This window comes from Pseudomonas sp. GX19020, from assembly GCF_023371075.1.
GTDB lineage: Bacteria > Pseudomonadota > Alphaproteobacteria > Rhodobacterales > Rhodobacteraceae > Pseudogemmobacter.
This window is the reverse complement of record NZ_JAMCCR010000006.1, coordinates 162334-182280: the sequence shown is the minus strand read 5'-3', so window position 1 is coordinate 182280 and position 19947 is coordinate 162334. Positions and strand designations below refer to the sequence as shown.

The following is a 19947-nucleotide window of genomic DNA, read 5'->3' as shown; positions in this document are numbered from 1 at the left end:
AATTGAAACGCCTAGGTTTGTTCGCCGCACTTTGGTTTTCATACGCGGCGGCCGAGCCCGTCTTCGCCGTGAGCACATCCCCGATGCCTGTGGAGGTGCAGCTTCTGGCAACAGCGCCTCAGCGGACCTCATCCTGAAAGCCCACCTCCCGTCGCAGGCTTTTCGTCAGGCGGCGCATCTCTCCAGCCAGATCAGGTTGTCCCAAAGCTCAGCCGATGCGCCATCAGGGCCTTTTCCCTGACGCGAGACCTTCTCGGCCCTCAGAATGATCCAATCCTCTGGCGCATCCGCGATTACCTCCAGTTCTTCGTCCACCGTTGGGAACGGATCTGCTTTCGCCAGCATCTCCGCACTCGCCCAGGGCGGCGGCGCAGCATGTGAGACGATCAGAAGATGGCCGCCAGGCGCGACCTGTCCGGCTGCCTCCCGCAGCACCTGGGCGCGCGGCAGATCAACATGGCTCTGGAAATAGAGCGCAGTGATCAGATCGAAAGGTCCGTCCGGCACGCCCTGCCCCAGATCCCGCGCCTCGAACCGGGCGCGATTCTGCAGGTCGAGCGACGCGGCGCGCGCCGTGGCACGGTCGCAGGCGACGACTGAGATGTCGACCCCGAGCGCCTGCCAGCCCTGCGTCGCAAGCCAGACGACATCGTCGCCATTCGACGAGCCGAGATCGAGAGATCGCCCCGGGGTCAGGCCTTCCGAGATCTGCACCAGCAGCTTGCTCGGCTGCCCCGACGACGTGCTGCGCTTCGTGCGGTAGATTTCGTCCCAATGCGTACGGGGATCGGTGTCGGTCATGGTAACCTCCTTGAATTTCGAACCGGCGGACTTGCAGCTATCAGCCTTCGGGCCAAACCAGCGAGCGGTGGAGCTGTGCCCCCGCCCAGGCGCCATCGCCGACCGCGAGCGACACCGAATGCGGCACCCGGGCCGCATCGCCGCAGGCGAAGACGCCGGGCAGATCGGTCTCCTTCGTCTCTCCGGTCGCGATCTGCAGGCCCATCGGTGTCTCGATCAGCCTGCAGCCCATCTTCGCCGCCAGATCACTTGCCGGCGTGCAGCGTGGCGCGGTGAACAGACCCGCGAAGTTCAGTCGGCGCCCGTCGGTCAGCACCACCTCGGCCTCCGCTTCGATCTCTGCGATCAGCTGCCGCTCCACCGTGACCCCACGACGGGCGAGATCCGCTTCCGCCTCGGCATCAAGGGGCGTGACGCCGTTGGTGAACAGGGTCGTCTCACCCCATTCCGGCAGCAGTTGCGCCTGGTGGACCGACATCGGTCCCGTTCCGATGACGCCGATCCTGCCTTGGTTCAGCTCGTAACCATGGCAATAGGGGCAATGAAACACCGACCGCCCCCAGCGATCCGCCAGCCCCGGAATCGCTGTTAGCTCATCCCGCACCCCAGTCGCCAACAGCAGACGTCGGCCGCGGTGCTGGATCCCACCAGCCGTCTCCACCATGAAATCGTCCTTCCGGCCCGAGGCGGCGATTACCCTGCCCTCCATCCATTCCAGCGTCGGATAGGCCGTCAGCTGATTGCGGGCATTCGCATGGATGACCGCCGGATCGACCCCGTCCTGGCCCAGAAAACCATGCGAGTGGCTGGCAAACCGGTTGCGCCGCTCTCCGGCGTCGATGATCAGCACTTTGCGCCGGGCACGCAGAAGCTGCAGGGCGGCTGCCATTCCGGCGTAGCTGCCCCCGATCACGATTACGTCCTTCATCTGGTCTAATTCCTGGTTGCGCGCCTTTCCGCATGCCGCCGCGCGAAATCGGCGGCCAGATCGGCGAGGGTTACATCGGCGAAGCGGTCGAGCAGAAGCGCCTCCGCCTCGAGGAAGGCTTTGTCGAGCGCGGCATTCACCGCCTGCTCCACAAGGCATTCCGGAGTCTCATTGCGGTTGCCGATCGCGAAGATCGCGGGCTCGCCAAGTGCCGCATGCAGCTGGCGCAGATTGACGGTCTTCAGATCGGCGCTGATGCGCCAGCCGCCCGCATGCCCCCGCTCGGCCGAGACCAGCCCCGCCTCGCGCAAGAGCCCCATCGTGCGGCGCACGACGACGGGATTGGCCCCGAGGCATTGCCCGAGGGTTTCTGAGGTCATCGGCCCCTCATGCTCTGCCATATGCAGCAAAGCATGGAGGACGGAGGAGAGACGGCTGTCACGTTTCATGTAACTATACATGTTACGATTCGAGACGAAGGTCAAGGCTGATGCCGAAACTTTACTGTGCCAACCTCCGGCGCTGACTTGCGGAACAAGGCTTTATGTCCACCAGGTCGCAGAGCCGCTCTAGCTCTCGTCACTCTGTGTCGCCCGGCACTTGCTACCGTCAGCCTGTGGTTCCCAGAGCCTGCTCAAGCGCCGCACGCCCACTGCCCGCGAGCCAGGAACGCAGGTTGAGCAGTTCCGGGTTGATCTCGCGCATGGCATCAAGGTCAACCCCTTCTGAAAGTGGGCCGTCTTCCAGGCTCTTCGCCATATGCGCGAGGTCCGCGTTTGCGGCGAGAACCTCATCGGGGAAGCGCTCATAGGTGATCTGACGACCCGCAGCCTCAGAGAACGCCAGTTCCAGTTCGCGTCCTGTCACGCGGTCGCTGGCGATCTTCATGGTCTTACCGCCGAAACGAGCCCTGTCGGCAAACACGGCGGCAGCAAATTTGCCGATATCTTCCACCGCGGTCAGGTGGATCGCCTGATCCCGCCGGATCAGCGACACCAGCCGGCCCTGATCCAGGCCGAAGCCCGGCCGCACCAGCATCTCCATGAAGATCATCGGCCGGATGATGGTGGTCGTGATGGGAAGGTCTCGGACATGCGCCTCGATACGGGGCTTGGCGTCGAAGCGCGGCACGCCCGTCAGCACATCTCCCGCGCTCGCTCCCGAGGAATAGAGGAGATGCTCGATGCCGGTTTCGGCTGCGATATCCGCAATCACGATCCCATAGCGGACTTCGTCTTCAGCGGCCAGGTTCCCCGGCAATACGCAGAAGACACCATAGGCATCTTTCATGGCCGAGCGGATGACATCCCTGTCCTCGAATGAGCCCTGGATAAGATCAACGCCTGCATCCCGCAGCGTCAGGGATGCGGTCCCCGTGGCGTCCAATACAAACGCACGAACCGGCCGCCCTGCCCTCAGCAAGGCCTTGACGACAGATCCTCCCTGTCGCCCGGTGGCGCCGAAAACCAGAATGGGTCTTTTGTCATCGATCATGGGATACCCTCGCATGGAACAAGGGCTATCCATATATACCAACGTAAACTCGCCGGAAGACGGCACATTTTCCTGCATCAGGCACAAGGATGATACCCTTGGACGAACAGATACATGCCGACGCGCCGCGAGGGTCCGGGGATAGCCGGGTGTTCCGACCCGTTCCAGCAAACGGGGTCTGCGCGCTGCTGAGTGACAAGTGGACTGTTCCGGTGCTCTGGCGGCTTTCACTCGCAGAGGGACATCGGCTCCGCTTCTCAACGCTGAAGAAGGAAGTCGATGGCGTGACGCAGCGCATGCTGACACTTACGCTGCGCAACCTTGAGCGCGATGGGCTGGTTGCCAGGTATTATTTCCCGGAAGTACCGCCACGCGTCGAATATGAACTGACCGATATGGGGATCGGCGCCTTGCGCGCCCTTGAGGGGTTCAACTTCTGGGTCCGCGACAACCTGCAGACCATTAGGAAGCACCGCTGCGCTTACGACGAAGTGGGTTCGTAAGCCTTTATCATTCAAGCACTTTACGAGAAACTACGCCCCCTCGCCGCGCTTGAGCAAACGACCGCTTCAAAGAACGATGATGCGGCATAAATGGTTCTCGACCGGGCTCTTGAGGCCGAACAGGACGCGTCCTTCCTCAGACCGGCACATCCTCGGGCACCAACCTAGAGACCGACATCGCATATTGTCCCGGCGGCTGACCGACCTCGCGGGCAAAAGCCGTGTTGAATGCGCTGGCCGAGCCATAACCCAGGGCCGCGCCGATCTCGGCCAGACTGCCGTCCCCTCGCCGCAGCCGGTCCTTGGCGAGGCTCATCCGCCAGCCGGTCAGATAGGCCATCGGGGCAAGCCCGAGCTCGCGCTCGAACCGCGTAAAGAAGGCAGAACGTGACAGGCCCGCAGAGCGGGCCAGTTCCGCCACCGTCCAGGATCGCGCCGGATCGGAGTGCATGGCGCGCAAGGCGGTGGAAAGATGCGGATCACCAAGCCCCCGCAGCAGGCCTGGCGGGGCCGTGATGCCGCTGGATGCGCGGAAAGCCTCGATCAGCAGAACTTCCAGCAACCGTTCCAGCACTACCTCGCGGCCCGGCCGCACCGCCCGCGCCTCATCGGCAACCAAGCGGATCAGCATCGCGAGCCGCGCCTCGCCACGGATCACAACCAAATCGGGGAGCAGCGTCAGCAGCAGCGCGGCATCACGCGCGCCAAAGGTGCAGTGGCCGACAAGCTGCTGCGTCGTGACAGGCAGATCAGGATCACCGATGCGCACCTGCCCGGGCGCAAGCAGCACAGGCTCGGAGAACTGCCCTGCCGGCAGGACGGGATCAGGGCTTGAGATCGTGAAGCGCGTGGCGGCCGGGATCAGCGCGAAGTCGCCCTCCTCAAGAAGGATCGGCGGGCGCCCGTCCACTTCAAGCAGCGCCTGCCCCGCAAGAGTCAGGTTGTAGAAGACGATACTGTCCTCATCCCGACGCACCCGCCAGGCACCAGAAGCGCTGGCGATCTTGGCATAGGGCGCGCCGGGACGCAGCAAGGTCACGATCTGGGTCAGCGGATCAGTCATGGCGAGCTCAGTTTGGACTTTCGATAAATCATATCGGACTTCGGATTATAGGTCGTCGACTACAGGATGGCTAGATCGGGAGGGCAACAGAGAAAGGACCTCCCCATGCCCACCATTCTGATCACTGGCTGCTCCTCGGGCTTCGGCCTGGAGACCGCGCGGCATTTCCTGGCCGAAGGCTGGAACGTCATCGCCACAATGCGAACCCCGAAAGCTGACCTTCTTCCTGCCTCTGAGCGGCTGAAGATCCTGCCATTGGACGTCACCGACCCCGCAAGCATCGCCTCGGCGGTGGCAGCCGCAGGCGAGATCGACGTGCTGGTGAACAATGCAGGTATCGGCTGGCTGAACGCGGTTGAAGGCACGCCGATCGACGTCGTGCGCGACATCTTTGAGACCAACACCTTCGGCACCATCGCCATGATCCAGGCCGTGTTGCCGCAGTTCCGCGCACGCAGCGCGGGGGTCATCATCAACGTGACCTCCAGCGTGACGCTGAAGAATTACGACCTGCTGTCGGTCTATACCGCCAGCAAGGCGGCCGTGAATGCGCTGACCGCGGTGATGGCGCTGGAGCTCGCTCCGTTCGGGATCCGCGCCCATGTCGTGCTGCCGGGCCAGGCGCCGGGCACCGCCTTTGGCGCCAATGCCCGCGAACGCCTGACGCAGGCTGGCGGCTTCCCGGAACCCTATGCAGAGATGGTTCAGGCGGTCTTTGCGCGGCTGGCCGGCGGGTCAGAAGATGAGCTGACCAGAGCGGAAGATGTGGCTGCGGCGATCTGGCGCGTCGCGACCGACCCGACCGCACCCATGCGCGTACCCGCAGGCGCCGATGCCGTGGCCTTGTTCAAAGGCTGAGGCCGGACAGGGCGCGCGCTTAAGTCTTAACGCGGCACGGCGTCGAAGTTACTTCCGGAGCGGCGCAGATGCAGAATCTGCGCCGTCAACCCGACGATGAGCAGGACGAGCAGCGTGCCGAGCGCGCCCAACAGGATCGGCGATTCCGGTCCCTTCGCGATGGGATTGCCATTTGGCACCCGGGTCAGGGTCTCGTTGACCGACGGCACCAGCAACAGGAAGACTGTCAAACTCAGAAAGATGGTCTCAAGGTAGCGGGCGGCGCGGCCAAGTGCCGATACGTGCCCGACCGTATAGCCTGCGACAAGCAGCACCAGGGTCACGACGCCAACCCCGATGCTGACCGGCTGTTTTGCGATCAGAAAGACCGTCAGCCCGCCGATCGCCATGAAGATGAACCAGGCCACACCAGCACCGGATCGGGGCACGATCCTCCCGTGGCGGGCAAGCATCCAAAGCGCAAGCGGAATGGCCGGCAGGCTGCCAAGCGTGTGCAGCCAGCCCAGGTGTGAGATCCCGAACATGATATTTTCCTGAGATGATGTTGGTTGAAGGGCCACCGCCGATGTCTGGCGGGCGAGGCGACAGCCGGGCTGCGACTGTCGCGGATACGCCGGGGGCTTCGGCTCAGACCAGGGTCAGACCGACCTCGACATTGTTGCGGGTGGCGTTGGAATAGGGACAGGTCTGATGCGCGGCCTCGACCAGCTTTTGCGCTTCTTCGCGCGCAATGCCCGGTAGGCTGACCTCCAGATCCGCCGTAATGCCGAACCCGCCTTCGCTGCGCGGCCCGATCCCGACACTGGCCGTGATCGCTGCGTCAGCGGGAAGCTTCACCTTGTGCTGCCCCGCCACGACTTTCAGTGCGCCGAGGAAGCAGGCGGCATAGCCTGCTGCAAAGAGTTGTTCGGGATTGGTGCCCGGGCCGCCGGCACCGCCGAGTTCCTTCGGCGTCGACAGCACAACCTCGAGTCTGCCGTCTTCGCTGCCGGCCTGCCCCTCACGGCCGCCGGTTGCGGTGGCTTTGGTGCGATAGAGAACTCGGACTGACATCGTCGCCTTCCTTTCTTATTCTCGATAATATTTATTGCGATAATATTCCTTAGGTCACCCACCCGACCCTGTCCAGCTTTTTATTGTCGCGATAACGAATTTCGTGATAAGCAGCCTCATGGCCCATGATCTGACCCTCGAAGACCAGCTCTGTTTCTCGCTCTATGCGACCTCCATGGCGATCAACCGTCTCTACAAACCGCTCCTGGACCAGCTGGGGATCACCTATCCGCAATACCTGGTGCTGAGCGTGTTGTGGGAGGAGGACGGCCGCGGCGTCGGCGCTATAGCGACGCGACTGGATCTGGAGCCGAGCACGATCACGCCGCTGGTCAAGCGGCTGGAGGCAGCCGGTCTGGTCACCCGCACCCGCCGCCCGGATGACGAGCGCAGTGTCTCGGTCGCGCTGACCCCGCGTGGGGCAGCGCTGAAGACCGAGAGCCGTTGTCTTGGTGAAGCCCTGTTTACAAAGGCGGGCATGGCCGCAGAAGAGATGATCGCGCTCAACAGCAAGGTTCGGGATTTGCACGACGCCCTGACGGGCAGAACCAGCAAAATATAAGCTCTCCGAGGGCGACCGATCCCTCCGCGCTGACACGTGTGCCCGCAGGCGCTGAGGCTATAGCCCTGTTCAAAGGTTGTGGTCGGGCACCGGGCGCAGCGGAAATCGTCGTCCTACGTCCCTCATCCTTCTCTTTCCTTGCGGGCACCCGCACTCATGCTCCTATCGACGCACGTCGCGGACGAAGACTCATCATCCTTTAGTCAGATTCCAATCTAACTCAGGGTCGGGAACTGCGCTGCGCCCCGCCAGACCGCGAAATTCTGCGATCAAAGCATGAACATGAATTGCACACGACAGGATGCAAGATACTGATTTAAAAGAGAAAAGCATCCAATCCATCATCGGGGCGACAGATAGTCTATGAGATTGATTTTCAATCATTTTTACAGTATCTTCAATCCGTTGACCCAGTTTGCCCTTACGCGAAGTTACGCCCTGATATCCCCGAATACCCCTCTTTACGACGACTCATTGCATACAGAGCGCAAACGAAATGGCCTCGATCTCCAAGCTTCCCTACGGCGCATACCGGGTCCGGATCAGACGGAAAGGCCGCTACGCGAGCGGGGCTTTCCTGCGTCGGGACAACACCCGGAAATGGGTCCGGCAAGCTGAATCAGGGGTTACCCCCTAACAGATCGTCCGTCGCTCGTCTGCACACCTTCGGTGACCTGACTGATCTTCATATAGCCGATATCTGTGCGGCAAGGAAACCTCCCCGCCGCAGCGAGGAAGCCACTCTCGCGGCTCTTAAGCGCGACCTCGACAAGAAGAAGGCAGGTCGCCAGGGTTTCCCGGACCAGTGGCGCGCACATGGCCCGATGTCCACCGGCAGGTTCAGCGGACCCGGTGCAAGGCGGATCGATATCCGCAGCGTGACCCGGTTTTGTCGGCGGCATCTGCAACAAGGCCCATGACCGCTCTCCTCTGCGGAGCCTCGCAGACCCACCCTGCACACAGATGCCATCGCGGAGCGGTCGCATCACCACAGCACAGATCCTGGGGCACTGGCGGCAGGGGAATTTGTGCCACCGGCGCGCGCCCAAGGCGGATCTGACATTTTTCAGTTGTGTCTTGACAAAAATCAAACGGCGCGAAAAAACAGGCGCAGGACGGGGCGCGCAGCTTTGCAGCCCGCCGTCCGGAGGAGACCAGCACAGTCCCAAATCCGGCCAGACCGCGCAGCCTGCGCGGGGCGTGGAGGCGGGCTGGCTGCGAACGGAAAACGGGATCAGATATGCAACGCTTCCTCAATAACCCCGACGATATCGTCGATGAAACCGTCGCGGGATTTGTCCGTGCGCATCGCGATCTTGTGCGGCTTGATCCCGACAATCCGCGTGTGGTCGTCTCGACTGCGGCGCCGCAACCGGGCCGTGTCGGCATCGTGACCGGCGGCGGTTCGGGGCATGAGCCGGCCTTTATCGGCTATACCGGCCGCAATCTGGTTGATGCAGTGGCGGTGGGAGAGCTCTTCTCCTCGCCGACCGCCAAAAGCTTTGCCGACGCGATCCGCGCAGCCGATGGCGGCGCCGGGGTCGCGGTGCTCTACGGCAATTATGCCGGCGACAATATGAATGTGCGCATGGCGAAAGAGATGGTGACCCCCGACGGGATCGAGGTCGCCACAGTCGTCGCCAATGACGATGTCTGCTCGGCCCCGCTGGCCGAGCGCGAGCGCCGGCGCGGCGTCGCGGGCGAGATCTTCATGTGGAAGATCGGCGGCGCGAAGGCAGCCAAAGGCGGCTCTCTGGCCGAAGTGATCCAGGCCGCGCAAAAGGCAATCGATGCCTGCCGTTCGGTCGGTGTCGGCCTTGGGCCCTGCACCCTGCCCGCCGTGGGCCATCCGAATTTCAAAATCGAGCCCGGCACGATGGAGGTCGGGATCGGCCATCACGGCGAGCCCGGCGTCCGGGTCGAGGCGCTGAAAACCGCCGATGCGGTGGCCGATGACATGCTGGACATCGTGCTGGGTGATCACGGGCTGCAGGAGGGCGCCGAGGTTTCGGTGCTGCTTTCGGGCCTTGGCGCGACGCCGATCAACGAGCTTTACGTGCTTTATGACCGGATCGAGAGCCAGCTGGATGCAAAGGGTATCCATGTCCACAAGGCTTTCGTCGGCAATTACTTCACCTCGCTTGAGATGGTCGGCGCGACGCTGACCGTGATGGCACTGGACGCCGAGCTGAAAGAGCTCCTTGATCTTGCAGCCGAGGCGCCTGGCATGGCCACGGGTGCGGTGGCAGCGCCGAAAAACGCAGGGGTGGCCCATGGCCGCCATGCCGCCAGCGCGGCTGCGACCGCCACCACGATTGCAAAGAATGTCACCCTCACCGGCGCATCTGTGCCGGTGGCGGGCAGCGCCGGGATTGTCCGCGAGATCGCCGCCGTGATCGTCGCCAATAAGGCGCATCTGTCAGAAATCGACGGGCTGATCGGCGATGGCGACCACGGGATCAATATGGCCAAGGGCTTTGGCCGCGCCGCAGACCGGATCCCGGCGGATGCCAGCCTCGATCAGGCGCTGCGGATCCTCTCGGATGTGCTGATGAGCGAGATCGGCGGCTCGATGGGCCCGCTTTACGGCTTCATGTTCCAGGGAATGGCCGATGAGGTTGCGGGCCGCCCGGGTCTTGATGCCGATGGTTTCGCCGATGTGATGAACGCGGCCCTGGCGGGGGTGCGCAAGACCGGCTCGGCCCAGGTCGGTGACAAGACGCTGATCGATTGCCTGGTGCCTGCGGTCGAGGCCTTTGATGCGGCGAAATCCCAGGGCCTTGCTGCCGCGCTGACGGCGATGTCTGAGGCCGCAGTCAAAGGCCGCGACTCGACCGTTGATCTGGTGGCAAAGATCGGCCGCGCCAGCCGGCTTGGGGAACGCTCGCGCGGGGTGCCGGATGCCGGCGCGACATCCTGCTGCCTGATCCTGACCACGCTGGCGGATGCCGCCCTGAAGCGGCTGGCCTGATATGACCGATCTGAGCGCCGCAGATGTGACCGACCTGTTCCGCACCGTCTCGTTGCGGATCGGAGAGGCACGCGCGGCGCTTGGCGCGCTTGACGGCGCCATCGGCGATGGCGACCACGGCAATTCCATGGCCGAAGGCTTTGCCGCCCTGACCCGCGCACTTGTCACCGCGACCCGGGAGGGCAAGGGCGCGGGCGACCTTTTCCCCATCGCCGCCGAGAGCTTTCTCGATGCGGTGGGCGCCACCACCGGGCCGCTTTACGCCTCGGCCTTCCTCAGCGCCGCGCAGCTGTTCAGCGGCATGGACACCATTCCTGCCGAGCGCATCCCCGAACTGGTCACCGCCTTCCATGAGGGCATCGCAAGGCGCGGTAAGGCAAGCGCCGGCGACAAGACCATGCTCGACGCCTGGCGGCCTGCGGCGCGCGCGGTTGCCGCCGCCGGCCCCGACCCGCTGGCCGCCCTTGCCGCCGCCGAAGCCGCAGCAAATGAGGGCCGCGATGCCACCCGCGCCATGGTTGCAGCCCTGGGGCGCGCCGCGCGGCTGGGCAGCCGGACGCTGGGTCATATCGACCCGGGCGCGGCCTCGGCGGTGATCATCATCCAGGGCCTGCGCGAAGGTCTGCAGGCCCATCTCGCGCGGGGGGCCGGCTGATGGCTCTGAAACCCGAAAGCGGCGCGCTGGCGGAAATGCCGATGCGCTTTGGCGATGATGCGCTGCTCTGGGCCGCCTGGCTCTATTACGAGGACGGCCTGACCCAGAGCGATATCGCGCAGAAGATGGGCCTGTCGCGCGCCTCGGTGAACACCTGGCTGGCCGATGCCCGCGCGCGCGGCCTCGTCAATATCGAGATCCAGCCCGAGCGCTTTCGGGCCGTTTCGGTCGCACGCGGTCTGAAGGACCATTTCGGCCTGCATGACTGCCTTGTGATCCCCTCTGAAGGCGACGGCAAACCGCTGATTGAACGGCTTGGACAGGCCGGAGCAATGGTGCTGAAGCGGCTGGTGCGGTCGGGCGACACGCTGGCGGTGACCTGGGGGCGGTCGGTGCTGGCGCTGGCTTCGGCGCTGGATCATCCCGGGCTTGCTGATATCCGCGTGGTTCAGGCCACCGGTTCGACCACCGCACGCATCGCCTGGACGCCCGAGGCCTGCGCCTCGCGCCTCGCCTCGGCGCTTGGGGCGCGCTGGATCCCGCTCGCAGTGCCCGCGATCGTCTCGTCGCCAGCGATGCGCAGTATGCTGATGGAAGAGCCGGTTCTGGCAGAACAGCTCCAGGTCCTGTCCGAGGCCAATCGGATCATCATGGGCATCTCTTCGATGCGGCCCGAAAGCACCATCCACAGCTCGGGTTTCCTCGAAGGCGTCGACCGTCACGCCCATTACCAGGATGCGGTCGGCAGCCTTCTGGGCCGGTTCATCTCGGCCAGGGGCGAGCTGGTCGCGGGGCCGGTCAATGACCGCACCATCGGGCTGGATCTCGACGGGCTGCGCCGCGTGCCGCAAAAGATCGCGGTGGCGGGCGGGATCGACAAGGTGGCCGCGATCCTTGCGGCGCTGCGCGGCGGGCTGATCGATGTGCTGGTGACCGATGCGGCCACCGCGCGCGGCGTGCTGACCGCCGATGGATGGCAGGAAAGCAGCCGCCGTCCGGCGCCTGTTGCGCCCGGCCCCGCAACCACCCGAAACCACGGCAAAAAGCTGATCAACGAGGCACGGAATGCCGTTGATGAAAGCCTTGCAGGCGCGCTTCTGGCGCATGAGGGCCAGATCATCCTGGTTCCCGGCACCAGCCGCGCCGTGATGGCAAAACAGGGCCCGCGCCCGGGGAAAGTCGGCATCGTGATCGGCGGCGGCGCCGGGCATGAGCCGGGTTTCTGGGGCTATGTCGGCCAGGGCCTCGCCGATGCGGCGGTGGTGGGGAATATCTTTGCCGCCCCTCCGCCCGGCCCGATCCTTGCGGCCAGCCGCGCCGTCGATGGCGGCGCGGGTCTTCTGTATATCTTCGGGAATTTCTCGGGCGATGTGATGAATTTCGAGATGGCGCGCGAGATGGCCGAGGCCGGCGGCATCCCGGTGCGCCAGATCATCACCACCGATGACATCGCCTCGTCAGAGCCCGAAAGCCGCGGATCGCGCCGGGGCGTTGCTGGCAATGTGTTTGTCTTCCGCATCGCGGGCGCGGCCGCCGATCTTGGCGCCTCGCTTGAGGCCTGCGAGGCGGTGACACGGCGCGCAGCGCAGCGCGTCTATACGATGGGCCTCGCGCTGGAGCCCGCCCGCCTGCCCGATACCGGCCGCCCCGGCTATGAGCTGGGCGCGGATGAGATGGAGATCGGCGTCGGTGTACATGGCGAGCCTGGGGTGGAGCGCCAGCCGCTGGTCTCTGCCGATGATGCCGCCGATCTGCTTCTCGACCGGATCCTCGCCGAGATGGCACCCGCGCGCGGCGACCGGGTGGCGGTGCTGGTCAATTCGCTGGGCGGGACCCCGGCGATGGAGCTTTACATCCTCACCCGCCGCATCCGGCAGCGACTGACGGCGCATGGCATCACTGTCAGTCACATGCTGGTCGGCCCCTATTACACCTCGCTGGATATGGAGGGCGTCTCGCTCTCGATCCTGCATCTCGATGATGAACTGGCGGCGCTGATGGATCATCCCTGCGACGCGCCGGCGCTGATGAGCAAAGGGGGCCGCGCATGACCCGCTGCCCCGCCGGAATCCAGGCTGCAAACCAGGCCATAAAACAGGCTCGTGACATACGACAGCAGGCATTGACATTTGTCACAGACCTGTGTCGATATACAGAACCGGATCAGGGCGCGCAGTCTGCCCCTGCCCCGGCGGGAGGAAAACCGTGATCAAGACCGCTGACCGCCAGACCGTGTTTCTGGCCCTGATCAATGTGATTGTGCTGGTGGCAGGCGCCCTGCTGGCCGGAGCAAATTTCGTTGACAGCTATAACCTGCAGGTGATGGCCGCGCAGGTCCCGGAACTGGGCCTGCTGGCGCTTGGCGTCGCGCTGGCGATGATTTCCGGCAATGGCGGCATCGACCTTTCCGGGATCGCACTGGCGAACCTTGCCGGCATCACCGCCTTTCTGGTCGCAAGCCGCATCCTGCCCCCGGGTGATGCGCCGATGGCCTTCTCCTGGACCTTCGCCGGGATCGCGCTTTGCGTGGGTCTGGCCGGCGGGCTCATCAACGGGCTGATGATTGCCTATACGGGGCTCACGCCGCTGATCGCCACGCTCGGCACCCAGCTTCTGTTCACCGGGATCGCGGTCTGGCTGACCAATGGCTCGTCCGTCAGCCTCGGCTATATCCCGCCGCTGGATGATTTCGGCAATCTGCCGGTGCTGGGTGTGCCGCTGTGTTTCGCGCTGTTCGTGCTGATCGCGGGGCTCATCGGCTATCTGCTGCGCTTCACCCCCTTTGGCGTCAAGCTGATGCTGCTGGGATCGAACGAGAAAGCCGCACGCTATGGCGGCATCCCGGTCAAGCGGATGATCGTCATCACCTATGCGATCTGTGGCATCCTCGCCTCGGTTGCGGGCATCGTGATCGCCTCGCGTGCGGGTTCGGTGAAATGGGATTACGGCAGCTCTTACGTGCTGATCGCCATCCTGATCGCGGTGCTGGGCGGGGTTAAGCCCGAAGGCGGATATGGTCGTGTGCTCTGCGTGCTGCTGGCCGCCACCGCGTTGCAGATGCTGTCGAGCCTCTTCAATTTTCTCGGCATCTCGAACTTCTTCCGCGATCTGGCCTGGGGGGTGCTGCTTCTGGCGCTGCTGGCCTCGGCGCGGGTGAATCTGTCGTACTGGTTCCGACCGGCGCGATAACGGACGCGGCGCCGGCCCCGCAGGGCAGGCCGGATCGCTGCAGGACATATGCCCCTGAAAACCGGAGGAGGACTACCATGAAGACACTCGCGAAACTGGCCGGAAGCGCCATGATCGCCGGTGCGATGGTCGCAGGCGCGGCCATGGCCCAGGACAAGCAGTCGATCACCACCGTGGTGAAAATCACCGGCGAAGGCTGGTTCGTGCGGATGGATGAAGGCGTGAAAGCCTTCGCAGCCGATCACGCCGATATTGACGCGGTTCAGGTCGGACCGGCTCAGGCCGATGCCGCGCAACAGGCCCGCATCATCGAAGACCTCGTGGCCAAAGGCGTCTCGGCCATCGCAGTCGTGCCGATGGACCCGGCGGCTCTTGAAGGCGTGCTGCGTCGTGCCCAGGCCCGCGGTATCAAAGTCATCGCGCATGAAGGCGACAGCATCGTCAACGCAGATGCCGATATCGAAGCCTTCGACAACGCAGCCTTCGGCCGCAAGATCAATGACGGCCTTGCGGAATGCATGGGCGGTGAGGGCAAATGGACGAGCTTTGTCGGCTCGCTCGGCAGCCTGACCCATAACATCTGGGCCGATGCCGGTGCCGAAAGCGCCGCAGCAAACCACCCGGGCATGGAACTGGTCGCCGCCAAGAACGAGTCGTTCAACGACGCGAACAAGGCCTATGACAAGGCAAAGGAAATCCTGCGCGCCTATCCGGATATCAAGGGCTTCCAGGGCTCGTCCGCCATCGACGTGATCGGCATCGGCCGTGCGGTTGAAGAGGCCGGCCTTGTCGGCAAGGTCTGCGTCTATGGCCTCGGCCTGCCGAAAGACACCGGCCCCTATCTCGAATCCGGTGCGGTCAACCGCATCTATTTCTGGGATCCGAAAGACGCGGGCTATGTCATGAATGTCGTCGCCGCCAAAGTACTGGCCGGCGAGGAAATCGCGGATGGCGCCGATCTCGGCGTGCCGGGCTATAACGCCGTCACCGTAACCCAGGGCCCGGGCAAGGGCATCATCATCCAGGGCGCTGCCTGGGTTGATGTCGGCAAGGACGAATACAAGAACTACCCGTTCTGATCTGCCCTCCCTGACCGGACAACCAGGCGAAGGCGCGGCATTCTGCCCGCGCCTTCGCATCCACAAGCTGAGGACGACCGCGATGCAATCGCAGCCAGGCCAGACAAACCAATCCACCGGCCAGAAGCCCTTTCTGGAAATCCGGAACCTGCGGAAATCCTTCGGCGGCGTGCAGGCGCTGAAAGATGTCAGCCTCACGCTGGAGGCGGGCCAGATCTATCACCTGATGGGCGAGAATGGCTGCGGCAAATCCACCCTGATCAAGATCGTCTCGGGCGCCCAGAATGCGACCTCGGGGCAGATCTTCATCGATGGCGAGGCCACCGGCCCGCTGGCCGGCGATATCGGTGCCATCGGCGCGCTGAAGGCCGGGATCGAGACCGTCTACCAGGATCTCTCCCTGCTGCCGAACCTGTCAGTGGCGGAAAATATCGCGCTGACCGGTCAGCTGGTCGCGGCAGGCGGGCGTCTGGCGCGGCGGCTGAAGCGGGCGGAACTGTTCGCCACCGCCGCCAAAGCGCTGGCCGAAGTGCATCTGCCGACTGACGCTGCCTTCCTGACGCGCCGCACCGATACTTTGCCGCTCGCGACACGCCAGCTCGTGGCCATTGCCCGCGCCATCGCGGCCTCGGCGCGGCTGGTCATCATGGATGAGCCGACCACCTCGCTGACCCGCCAGGAGGTCGAGAACCTGCTTTCCGTGGTGCGCCGCCTTCTTGATCAGGGCGTGACGGTGCTCTTCGTGACCCATAAGCTCGACGAGGTGAAATCGCTGGGCGGGCACGCGATCATCATGCGCGACGGCCTGAAAGTGGCGGAACGCGAGGTCGCCACCACCCATAAATCCGAGATCAGCCAGCTGATGACCGGCCGCGAAATCTCCGAGGCGCGCTACCGGACCGAACCGAAAATCGGCGAGGGGCTGCTGGAGGTCGAGAACCTCACGCAGACACGCGCCTTCCGGAACCTGTCGCTGAGCCTGCGCAAGGGCGAGATCCTCGGCATCACCGGGCTTCTTGATTCCGGCCGCAATGAACTGGCGCTGGCCCTGTCGGGTGTGCGCCCGGCGAGCAGCGGCGCAATCCGGCTGGAAGGCAAATCCGTCTGGCCGAAAAACCCCGGCGACGCGATCCGGGACGGCATCGGCTATGTCCCCGAAGACCGCCTGACCGAAGGGCTGTTTCTGGAAAAACCGATCCAGGACAATGTGACCCTGCCGGTGCTTGACCGGCTGAAAAACGCAATCGGCATGATCAGCCCGAAACGCGCGCGCAAACTGGCCGAAGACCAGATTGCCGATCTCCAGGTCGTGGCGCCGAATGTCGCGGCCCCGGTGCAGTCGCTGTCCGGCGGCAATCAGCAGCGCGTGCTGATCGGGCGCTGGCTGACCATCGAGCCACGCCTTCTGATCCTGCATGGCCCGACGGTCGGCGTCGATGTCGGGTCGAAAGACACCATTTTCCGCATCATCCAGCGCCTTGCCGATGACGGCATGGGGGTCATCATCATCTCGGATGACCTGCCCGAGCTTTTGCAGAATTGCGACCGGATCCTCGTGATGCGCCAGGGCGCGATTGCCGCGACCTATGACGCGGCGACCACCAGCGAAGACCGCATCTATCAGACAATGGCCGGCGGCGCGCCCGCCGCCTCAGACCTGGGTATTCCAGCATGACCGACGCCACTTCTTCCGCCGCAACGCCCGGCCTCGCCGCCCGGATCTGGGATCTGATGGGCCGCCGGCCCGAGCTTTTCACCCTTGCCCTGATCGTGGTCACGGTGATCGGCGTGGCCATCGCAAACCCGAATTTCTTCGCGATGAACAACGTCTTCGACATCCTGCGCGCCTCGGTGGTGCGGGGGATCTTTGCGATGGGCGTCCTTGTGGTTCTGGCCGCAGGCGGCATTGACGTCTCCTTCACCGCCATCGCAGCCTTTGTAATGTATTCGCTGACCATGCTGGTCACGAATATCTTCCCGGGAATGCCGCTTTGGGTAATCCTGCCGCTGGCGGCCCTGGGCGGCGCGGTCTTTGGCGTGATCAACGGGCTTTTGGTGCATTCCCTGCGCGCGCCTTCGCTGATCGTCACCATCGGCACGCAGTACATCATCCGCTCGGCGCTGCTGACCTTTGTCGGGACAGCCCTGTTCATGAACCTGCCCGCCTCGATGGAAGCGTTCGGCAAGGCGTCCCTCATCACCTGGACCGGCGGGACCGGGGTGATCTCGACCCTGCCTGCGACCGTGCTGGTGCTGGTCGTGGTCGCTTTCGCCACCTGGTTCATCCTTGAGCGCACCCTGATGGGCCGCGCGATCTTTGCCTCGGGCGGCAATCCGGGGATTGCAGAACGCCTTGGCTTCAACCTCTTCCATATCCGGCTCTTCGTGTTCGGCTGGGCGGGGCTGCTGGCTGGTATCGCGGGCATCGTGCATGTCGCCTCGAACCGTCTTGCAAACCCTTTTGACCTGGCGGGGATGGAGCTTGAGATCATCGCGGCCGTGGTTCTTGGCGGCGCGCGGATCACCGGCGGCTCCGGCACCGTAATCGGCACCCTGCTGGGTGTGCTGCTGATCACGCTGGTGAGCAATGTGCTGGTCTTCGTGGGCATTCCCTCGACGCTGCAGCTTGCCATTGTCGGCATCTTCATCCTGATCGCCGGCACCATTTTCGCGCTGCGCCAACGCAACTGAGCAAAGCGCGGCTGAACAACCTTTCGGGAGGAACCACCATGAGCCATGATGTTTCGGTCATCGGCCTCTATATTCTTGACGTTCTGGGGCGGCCGGTCGATGCGATCCCGCCGGGCGGCTCTGTCGCCTTTATCGACGAGATCCGCCTGACCGTGGCCGGTACCGCCGGCGGAACGGTGGTTGATCTGGCGAAGCACGGGCTGAACTGCCTCGCGGTCGGTGCGGTCGGTGATGACGAAAAGGCCGATTTCGTGCTGGCGACGCTGGCGCGGTTCGGGGTCGACACGAGCCAGATGCAGCGCCTGGAGGGCGTGCCGACCTCGGCCTCGATCCTGAACATTCGCCGCAACGGCGAGCGCCCTGCCCTGCATCAGCGCGGTGCGTCAGATCATTTCGACATCATCCCCGAAACGCTGGATGCGGTGCTGGCCGCCCCGATCATCCATCTCGGCGGCACCGGCCTTCTGGCGAAACTCGACGGAGAGCCGAGCGCGAAACTTCTGGCCGAGGCCAAGCGGCGCGGGCGGACCACCACCTTTGACCTCCTTGGCGCCGATGAGAATACGATCAACCTCGTCGCACCGCTTTTCCCGCATATCGACTATTTCATGCCCTCGGTCGAAGAGGCCCAGGCGATCTCCGGCGCGACGACCGTCGAGGGCGCCGGGCGCTTCTTCCTCGATCGCGGGGTGAAGCAATGCGTCTTTACCCTTGGCGGGGATGGCGTCTGTTTCATGGACAATAAGGGCGCCGTGGTGCGCCAGCCGGCGTTTGAGATCGAAGTGGTCGATACCACCGGCTGCGGCGATGCGTTCGACGCGGGCTTCATCACCGCGCTTCATCACAAAATGGATCTGAAAACCGCGCTGAACTTTGCCCAGGCGACGGCGGCGCTGGTGGCGACCGGGCTTGGATCGGATGCGGGTGTACAGTCGTTTGACCATACGCTTGAGTTCATGAATACGGCGAAGATCAAGGGCTGATCGCCCTTTGGCGAAGCGCCGGAGGGGTGTTGCATCCCTCCGGACCTTTCCCGATCTTTTTATCGGGTGGAAGAAAGCGTCAGGGGGTCTGTGCCAGCAGGCCCGCGGCTGTTTCGGTATCGGTTACCAGATGGCTGACATAGCCGCCTTTCAACGTGGCGCGCAGCGCGGCGATCTTTCCCGGGCCACCTGCCACGCAGACCCGGCGGGGGATGGCGCGCAGCTCATCAAGTTCGATCCCCATCATGCGGCTGTCGAAGTCACGGCGGATCTGCTGGCCTCCGGCATCGAGGAAACGGCAGATCAGCACCGCTTCGGCGCCGTCTGCGGCATAGGCGTCGATCTCATCCGTGCCGGCAATGCCGGCAACCCGCATCGTGCTGTCCGGCCCGAGACCTCCGAGACCAAAGACGATGGTGCGCGCTTTGCGGATCAGTGCGAATTGCTCGGAAAGCGCCGGTTCCTCGCGCAAAGCGGTGCAGAGCGCGGCGCTCGACAGCACCGCCGGCGCATGCATCACCATGCTCAGCGCGCCGAGATTGCGCGCCATGATCGCGGTGCAGAGCTCGGCCGAGAAATCGCGCCGCCCCATCGCCGCGCCGGTGACCTGGACCACGCTCAGCCCCTCGACGGGCTGCGAGATCGCATCGGCCACCGCCAGCACCGTGCGCCCCCAGGAGATGCAAAGCGTCTCGCCCGGGGTCAGCATCCGTTCGAGCTGCCGCGCCCCGGCGGCACCAAGGGCAGCAAGTCGCGTCGCCGCATCGTCTCCGGTCTGTACCGGCACCACCAGCGCCTCTTCGAGGCCAAAGCGCGCGGCGAGAGCCAGCGACAGCGAATGCCGCGCCATAACGCCCGCATCCATGCTGATCCGCACCGCGCCGCGTTCGCGCGCTTCCTGAAGATAATTGACCACGCTGGCGCGCGAGACGCCGAGCCGCGCGGCGATATCGCTCTGGTTCAGGCCTTCTTCATAATAGAGCCAGGCAGCCCAGATCACGATATCATCGAATTCCGCCGGCACGGCCCCCCGCCCGCGTATCTGCGCCTCTGCCGACATCAGTCCCCCTGCCCGTCTCGCCATCTCATACCATCAGCTTTGCCACGAAATCCGGGC

At 64.2% G+C, this 19947-nt stretch carries 19 protein-coding genes; 11 read left to right on the top strand and 8 right to left on the bottom strand.

What is annotated here, in order from left to right; translation table 11 throughout:
- Positions 1-165 precede the first annotated feature (165 nt).
- The 4 genes from M3484_RS12425 to M3484_RS12410 all read right to left on the bottom strand — a co-directional run bounded on the left by M3484_RS12425 (position 166) and on the right by M3484_RS12410 (position 3223).
- Positions 166-801 (bottom strand): class I SAM-dependent methyltransferase, encoded by a 636-nt coding sequence (locus M3484_RS12425; protein WP_249497097.1) that lies wholly within the window; start codon positions 799-801, stop codon positions 166-168.
- 40 nt (positions 802-841) lie between these two features.
- Positions 842-1729, bottom strand: a complete 888-nt coding sequence (locus M3484_RS12420) for an NAD(P)/FAD-dependent oxidoreductase (protein ID WP_249497096.1) — start codon at positions 1727-1729, stop codon at positions 842-844.
- A gap of 5 nt (positions 1730-1734) precedes the next feature.
- Complete coding sequence (locus tag M3484_RS12415; protein ID WP_249497095.1) at positions 1735-2178, bottom strand: RrF2 family transcriptional regulator; 444 nt, start codon at positions 2176-2178, stop codon at positions 1735-1737.
- A gap of 160 nt (positions 2179-2338) precedes the next feature.
- Positions 2339-3223 carry an NmrA/HSCARG family protein gene (locus tag M3484_RS12410; RefSeq protein ID WP_249497094.1) on the bottom strand — a complete coding sequence of 295 codons (885 nt, stop codon included), beginning with the start codon at positions 3221-3223 and terminating at the stop codon, positions 2339-2341.
- Positions 3224-3372: 149 nt separating this feature from the next.
- Here M3484_RS12410 and M3484_RS12405 point away from each other — a divergent pair, with 149 nt between their 5' ends.
- Entirely contained in the window at positions 3373-3726 is a 354-nt protein-coding gene (locus M3484_RS12405) for a winged helix-turn-helix transcriptional regulator (protein WP_249497093.1), read from the top strand.
- A 136-nt stretch (positions 3727-3862) separates the two neighbouring features.
- Here M3484_RS12405 and M3484_RS12400 read toward each other — a convergent pair whose 3' ends face one another.
- Positions 3863-4789 carry an AraC family transcriptional regulator gene (locus M3484_RS12400; protein ID WP_249497092.1) on the bottom strand — a complete coding sequence of 309 codons (927 nt, stop codon included), beginning with the start codon at positions 4787-4789 and terminating at the stop codon, positions 3863-3865.
- A 105-nt stretch (positions 4790-4894) separates the two neighbouring features.
- On the opposite strand from M3484_RS12400, the gene M3484_RS12395 reads away from it, so the two are divergent.
- A complete protein-coding gene (locus M3484_RS12395) occupies positions 4895-5647 on the top strand; it encodes an SDR family oxidoreductase (RefSeq protein WP_249497091.1) in 753 nt (250 codons plus the stop codon).
- 26 nt (positions 5648-5673) lie between these two features.
- Here the strand turns inward: M3484_RS12395 and M3484_RS12390 are convergent, their stop codons facing one another.
- Positions 5674-6171, bottom strand: coding sequence for a hypothetical protein (locus M3484_RS12390; protein ID WP_249497090.1), 498 nt, complete (start codon positions 6169-6171; stop codon positions 5674-5676).
- A 103-nt stretch (positions 6172-6274) separates the two neighbouring features.
- A complete protein-coding gene (locus M3484_RS12385; protein ID WP_249497089.1) occupies positions 6275-6700 on the bottom strand; it encodes an organic hydroperoxide resistance protein in 426 nt (141 codons plus the stop codon).
- 118 nt (positions 6701-6818) lie between these two features.
- On the opposite strand from M3484_RS12385, the gene M3484_RS12380 reads away from it, so the two are divergent.
- The 9 genes from M3484_RS12380 (at position 6819) to M3484_RS12340 (ending at position 18830) form a co-directional block, all read left to right on the top strand.
- Positions 6819-7262, top strand: a complete 444-nt coding sequence (locus tag M3484_RS12380) for a MarR family winged helix-turn-helix transcriptional regulator (RefSeq protein WP_249497088.1) — start codon at positions 6819-6821, stop codon at positions 7260-7262.
- A 1240-nt stretch (positions 7263-8502) separates the two neighbouring features.
- Complete coding sequence (gene dhaL / locus M3484_RS12375) at positions 8503-10233, top strand: dihydroxyacetone kinase subunit DhaL (protein ID WP_249497087.1); 1731 nt, start codon at positions 8503-8505, stop codon at positions 10231-10233.
- Between the two features lies 1 nt (position 10234).
- Complete coding sequence (gene dhaL, locus M3484_RS12370; RefSeq protein ID WP_249497086.1) at positions 10235-10888, top strand: dihydroxyacetone kinase subunit DhaL; 654 nt, start codon at positions 10235-10237, stop codon at positions 10886-10888.
- A complete protein-coding gene (locus tag M3484_RS12365; RefSeq protein WP_249497085.1) occupies positions 10888-12939 on the top strand; it encodes a bifunctional sugar-binding transcriptional regulator/dihydroxyacetone kinase subunit DhaK in 2052 nt (683 codons plus the stop codon). The genes dhaL (M3484_RS12370) and M3484_RS12365 overlap by 1 nt, the downstream gene beginning before the upstream one ends.
- Positions 12940-13093: 154 nt before the next feature.
- Positions 13094-14077 (top strand): ABC transporter permease, encoded by a 984-nt coding sequence (locus M3484_RS12360; RefSeq protein ID WP_092898255.1) that lies wholly within the window; start codon positions 13094-13096, stop codon positions 14075-14077.
- A gap of 77 nt (positions 14078-14154) precedes the next feature.
- On the top strand, positions 14155-15156 hold the full coding sequence (locus tag M3484_RS12355; protein WP_092898257.1) for a substrate-binding domain-containing protein: 1002 nt from the start codon (positions 14155-14157) through the stop codon (positions 15154-15156).
- An 82-nt stretch (positions 15157-15238) separates the two neighbouring features.
- The gene (locus M3484_RS12350; RefSeq protein WP_249497084.1) at positions 15239-16831 is read left to right on the top strand and encodes a sugar ABC transporter ATP-binding protein; all 1593 of its coding nucleotides are present in this window, start codon (positions 15239-15241) and stop codon (positions 16829-16831) included.
- A complete protein-coding gene (locus tag M3484_RS12345) occupies positions 16828-17847 on the top strand; it encodes an ABC transporter permease (RefSeq protein ID WP_092898261.1) in 1020 nt (339 codons plus the stop codon). The genes M3484_RS12350 and M3484_RS12345 overlap by 4 nt, the downstream gene beginning before the upstream one ends.
- 38 nt (positions 17848-17885) lie before the next feature.
- Positions 17886-18830 carry a carbohydrate kinase family protein gene (locus M3484_RS12340; RefSeq protein WP_249497083.1) on the top strand — a complete coding sequence of 315 codons (945 nt, stop codon included), beginning with the start codon at positions 17886-17888 and terminating at the stop codon, positions 18828-18830.
- Positions 18831-18909: 79 nt separating this feature from the next.
- Here the strand turns inward: M3484_RS12340 and M3484_RS12335 are convergent, their stop codons facing one another.
- Positions 18910-19890, bottom strand: a complete 981-nt coding sequence (locus M3484_RS12335) for a sugar-binding transcriptional regulator (protein ID WP_249497082.1) — start codon at positions 19888-19890, stop codon at positions 18910-18912.
- Positions 19891-19947 lie beyond the last annotated feature (57 nt).

Excerpts from the sequence above, each read along its gene's own strand:
- dhaL (WP_249497087.1), top strand. The coding sequence starts at position 8,503 with ATGCAACGCTTCCTCAATAACCCCGACGATATCGTCGATGAAACCGTC.
- M3484_RS12385 (WP_249497089.1), bottom strand. The coding sequence starts at position 6,700 with ATGTCAGTCCGAGTTCTCTATCGCACCAAAGCCACCGCAACCGGCGGC.
- M3484_RS12395 (WP_249497091.1), top strand. The coding sequence starts at position 4,895 with ATGCCCACCATTCTGATCACTGGCTGCTCCTCGGGCTTCGGCCTGGAG.
- M3484_RS12335 (WP_249497082.1), bottom strand. The coding sequence starts at position 19,890 with ATGTCGGCAGAGGCGCAGATACGCGGGCGGGGGGCCGTGCCGGCGGAA.
- M3484_RS12420 (WP_249497096.1), bottom strand. The coding sequence starts at position 1,729 with ATGAAGGACGTAATCGTGATCGGGGGCAGCTACGCCGGAATGGCAGCC.
- M3484_RS12425 (WP_249497097.1), bottom strand. The coding sequence starts at position 801 with ATGACCGACACCGATCCCCGTACGCATTGGGACGAAATCTACCGCACG.
- M3484_RS12365 (WP_249497085.1), top strand. The coding sequence starts at position 10,888 with ATGGCTCTGAAACCCGAAAGCGGCGCGCTGGCGGAAATGCCGATGCGC.
- M3484_RS12390 (WP_249497090.1), bottom strand. The coding sequence starts at position 6,171 with ATGTTCGGGATCTCACACCTGGGCTGGCTGCACACGCTTGGCAGCCTG.
- M3484_RS12415 (WP_249497095.1), bottom strand. The coding sequence starts at position 2,178 with ATGAAACGTGACAGCCGTCTCTCCTCCGTCCTCCATGCTTTGCTGCAT.
- M3484_RS12410 (WP_249497094.1), bottom strand. The coding sequence starts at position 3,223 with ATGATCGATGACAAAAGACCCATTCTGGTTTTCGGCGCCACCGGGCGA.
- M3484_RS12400 (WP_249497092.1), bottom strand. The coding sequence starts at position 4,789 with ATGACTGATCCGCTGACCCAGATCGTGACCTTGCTGCGTCCCGGCGCG.
- M3484_RS12350 (WP_249497084.1), top strand. The coding sequence starts at position 15,239 with ATGCAATCGCAGCCAGGCCAGACAAACCAATCCACCGGCCAGAAGCCC.
- M3484_RS12345 (WP_092898261.1), top strand. The coding sequence starts at position 16,828 with ATGACCGACGCCACTTCTTCCGCCGCAACGCCCGGCCTCGCCGCCCGG.
- M3484_RS12380 (WP_249497088.1), top strand. The coding sequence starts at position 6,819 with ATGGCCCATGATCTGACCCTCGAAGACCAGCTCTGTTTCTCGCTCTAT.
- dhaL (WP_249497086.1), top strand. The coding sequence starts at position 10,235 with ATGACCGATCTGAGCGCCGCAGATGTGACCGACCTGTTCCGCACCGTC.
- M3484_RS12355 (WP_092898257.1), top strand. The coding sequence starts at position 14,155 with ATGAAGACACTCGCGAAACTGGCCGGAAGCGCCATGATCGCCGGTGCG.
- M3484_RS12340 (WP_249497083.1), top strand. The coding sequence starts at position 17,886 with ATGAGCCATGATGTTTCGGTCATCGGCCTCTATATTCTTGACGTTCTG.